The 3,361-nt window shown below is 62.3% G+C and carries 2 protein-coding genes, 1 other RNA gene and 1 pseudogene; 2 read left to right on the forward strand and 2 right to left on the reverse strand.

The window, feature by feature from the left end; genetic code table 11:
• Positions 1-784: 784 nt before the first annotated feature.
• Positions 785-1,120, reverse strand: a transfer-messenger RNA (tmRNA) gene (gene ssrA / locus QZY44_RS32770).
• Between the two features lie 166 nt (positions 1,121-1,286).
• Positions 1,287-1,763 (reverse strand): SsrA-binding protein SmpB, encoded by a 477-nt coding sequence (gene smpB, locus QZY44_RS32775; protein WP_295457652.1) that lies wholly within the window; start codon positions 1,761-1,763, stop codon positions 1,287-1,289.
• Positions 1,764-1,845: 82 nt separating this feature from the next.
• On the opposite strand from smpB, the gene tpiA reads away from it, so the two are divergent.
• Together tpiA and secG are read left to right on the forward strand one after the other, a co-directional pair.
• The gene (gene tpiA, locus QZY44_RS32780) at positions 1,846-2,607 is read left to right on the forward strand and encodes a triose-phosphate isomerase (protein ID WP_295457654.1); all 762 of its coding nucleotides are present in this window, start codon (positions 1,846-1,848) and stop codon (positions 2,605-2,607) included.
• Between the two features lie 50 nt (positions 2,608-2,657).
• Positions 2,658-2,882, forward strand: a pseudogene (secG, locus tag QZY44_RS32785) (preprotein translocase subunit SecG); the annotation flags it as partial.
• Between the last annotated feature and the right edge of the window lie 479 nt (positions 2,883-3,361).

Below are 3,361 nucleotides of genomic sequence, written 5' to 3' on the forward strand. Positions count from 1 at the left end.
CCGCTCTACCTGGGGTTCTTTCAGTTCACGCACAACGTCCGCCGGCGCGGTCGGGGGCTGCTCCAGCCCATGCTCTCGGCCTTGCTGACCAGAACCGCCTGAAACGCAGGAAGAGCCTATTTCAAATACACGAACTTGGAGTAACAAGAAGTGCTTTTGAAATTTAGCCAAACCTTCTACAAAATTCTCTGTTGAAGTACTTAACGGTGCAGTCGCGTATGTCACGCCCTTTCAGGGCTAGGGTATCCTATATGTCTCATACCCAGGGTGTTGCCCTGGGCTGGTATGTCCGACCCCGTTGGGGTCGGTACGCCAAATAGGGCGGAACGGGGTAAGGCTGTTCGTACGGCTCGCAAGCTCACCACACTCTACACGATACGCTGTAACCGGAGCGATGATCAAGGTCCTCAGCTCAACCGAAGTCGCTCATGGGTTTCCACGCGCAAAAAAAAGAGCCTTGGATGTTACTCCAAGGCCCACTGATGGTGGAGGCGGCGGGACAGTGATTCCCCATCTTTCGATAGGGCCTGGACTATACCTTCATCCGGTCCGGTGACGACCCGGTGGTCCGGATGCGGGGCGTGTTATCCGCGTATCCGCGGATCCTAGTGGCCGCTCCACCGTTGCCGGTTCAGCGACTCTATAAGTCTCTACAGGGCAGGCCTGAGGTTGGCCCTCTTCCTACCCCTCGGGGTTGCCATGCCGGTCTTGAGCCGGCTGAAGGGTTCTCCGATGTGAGCCCCGTTTTCACTTTGCCCTTACGAGCAAAGGCGACCTTTTGCGTTGATCGAACCCGCGTCCGCAAGCCCTCTGCCGTTGGTACTACATGCTTAGCCCGTTCTACTTTTTTTAGCCTTCCCGCGCCCGAAGGGCAGGGCGCACGGTCGGCGATTCCAAATTTGGGTTTTAGCAGATCAGGTCTGGACCCCCGTCACCGCGATCCTATGTGTTGTTACCCCCGGAACCCGATGCCCACAGGCAAACATCGGTCGGAGGCCCGCTGGGGTTAAGCAGCGAGAGCGTAGTTGTCGTCGTTGGCAACTAGAATTTGCAGACGGTTTAACGAGGTACCTGCACCTCGGCATGCACCTAAGGTTTCGCGACCCACGTCGAAACCAAGTCGCCCCCAAGTGTCTGGGACAATATAGGGGGTGCGGGGCTCGGGTGCAAGGGGCCAGCCAGGCCTTGGATATCGCGCGGCGACCCTGCTGACAGGATGTCGGCGATCCCGGTGGCCGCCTGGCGGCGGCCCGACGACGCGCAAGAGAAACCTTGGCGTCAGCCCCTCAACCAGCCTTGAACAGCCGCCCCTTCTCGCGCTGCCAGTCCTTATCCTTCTCGGCGGCGCGCTTGTCGTGGAGCTTCTTGCCCTTGGCCAAGCCGATCTCCAGCTTGGCCCGGCCGTGCTTCCAGTACATAGCGGTCGGCACCAGGGTGTAGCCGGCGCGCTCGGTCTCCCCGATCAGGCGGTTGATCTCGTGCCGCTTGAGCAGGAGCTTGCGGCTGCGGGTCGGGTCCGGGCTGACATGAGTGGAGGCCGTGGGCAGCGGCGTCATATGCGAGCCGATCAGGAAGGCCTCGGCGTGCAGGATTTTTACATAGGCCTCCTTGATCTGGATGTGCCCGGCGCGCAGGCTCTTGACCTCCCAGCCCTCCAGGACCAGTCCGGCCTCGATCCGCTGCTCGATGTGATAGTCATGCCCCGCCTTCCGGTTGAGTGCGATGGTGGAGCCGCCGTCGGTCTTTTTCTTAGCCTTGCTCATGGGGCTAGTCTACGGCAAGTTTTCGGTTGATTTCCAGGCCTGATCGAGATAAATTGCCGGGCTCTAATTTTAGGAGATGCACATGCGTCAGCCACTGATTGCCGGTAACTGGAAAATGAACGGAACCAAGGCCAGCGTGGAGCGGCTGTTGGCCGGCGTGGTCGGCGGCGCAGCCGCGATCCAGCGCAGCGAACTGGCCATTTGTCCGCCGTTCCCCTTCCTGCAGATGGCCGAGCTGGCCGTCGCGGGGAGCAGTGTGCGCCTGGGGGCGCAGAATTGCGCCACCGAGGCGGTCGGGGCCTTTACCGGTGAGGTCGCCGCGTCCATGCTGGCGGACTTCGGATGCCGCTATGTGATCATCGGCCACTCCGAGCGCCGCGCGATGTACGGTGAGGACGAGGCCATCATCGCCAAGAAGCTGGCCGCGGCCGTCGCCGTGGGTCTGACGCCCATCCTGTGTGTCGGTGAGACCTTGGAGGAGCGCGAGCGCGGCGACATGCAGGCCGTGATCGCCGCGCAGATCGACGGCATCATTGCGCTCAGCGGGATTGCCGCCTTCCGGGTCATGGAGCTGGCCTATGAGCCGGTGTGGGCGATCGGCACCGGTAAGACCGCCACCCCCGCCCAGGCACAGGAGGTCCATGCCTTCATTCGGGGGCGGTTGGCCGGTCACGACCCGGTGGTGGCGCAGAAGATCCGTATCCTGTACGGTGGCAGCATGAAGGGCAGTAATGCCCCGGAGCTATTGTCCCAGTCGGATATTGACGGCGGTCTCATCGGTGGGGCCGCTCTGAATGCCGATGAGTTCCTGGCAATTGCCAGGGCCGGGGACGCGGCAGCGTAACGAGTGCGTCCATCCCAGCGACCGAAGGACGAGACCGGACTAACGAATTCATGCATACTATCCTGACCGTCACCCAAGTTTTTTTATCCATCGCGCTGATCGCTCTGGTGCTCATTCAGCACGGGCGGGGGGCCGATGCGGGTGCCGCCTTTGGGAGCGGGGCCTCGGCGACTGTGTTCGGCGCCCGTGGGTCGGGTTCGTTCCTGTCCCGCGCCACCGGAATTATTGCTGCATTGTTCTTCCTCACCAGCATGACAATGGCGTATTATGCCTCCAAGGGGAGTAAGCCCGCCGGCCTGATGGATGGGGCGAACGGTATGGCAGTAAAGGTCCAGACGCCGGCCGCCGACACAGTGCAGGTCCCCGCGGACAAGGTGGCGCCGGTGGCGGTGCAGCCCGCTTCTAAGGTATCATCCTCAGAGGTGCCGGTGGTGCCCGCAGCGGCGGTGCAGTCGTCAGGTTCGGATGTGCCGGTTGCTCCCGGTGCCCCGGTTCCGCCTGCTGGCCCCGCGGGTGCGGTGGCTCCGCGAGCGCCGACAGTCGTGCCTGATCAACCGGTCAAGGAGCAAGGCAGTCAGGTGTCGGCGCCGGCAGCTCCGAAGGCGGCGCCAGCGCCGGAGCAAGTCCCGGTGGCGGCTCCCATTGTGGCGCCGGCGCAACCCCCGGCGGCGCCGGCGAATTAAAGGTTTGAATGTAAAAGTTTTTAGCCGACGTGGTGAAATTGGTAGACACGCTATCTTGAGGGGGTAGTGGC

Source organism: uncultured Thiodictyon sp., assembly GCA_903837595.1.
In the GTDB taxonomy this organism is placed as follows: Bacteria; Pseudomonadota; Gammaproteobacteria; order Chromatiales; family Chromatiaceae; genus Thiodictyon.

Coding starts and splice junctions, on each gene's coding strand:
- tpiA (WP_295457654.1), top strand. CDS start 1,846: ATGCGTCAGCCACTGATTGCCGGTAACTGGAAAATGAACGGAACCAAG.
- smpB (WP_295457652.1), bottom strand. CDS start 1,763: ATGAGCAAGGCTAAGAAAAAGACCGACGGCGGCTCCACCATCGCACTC.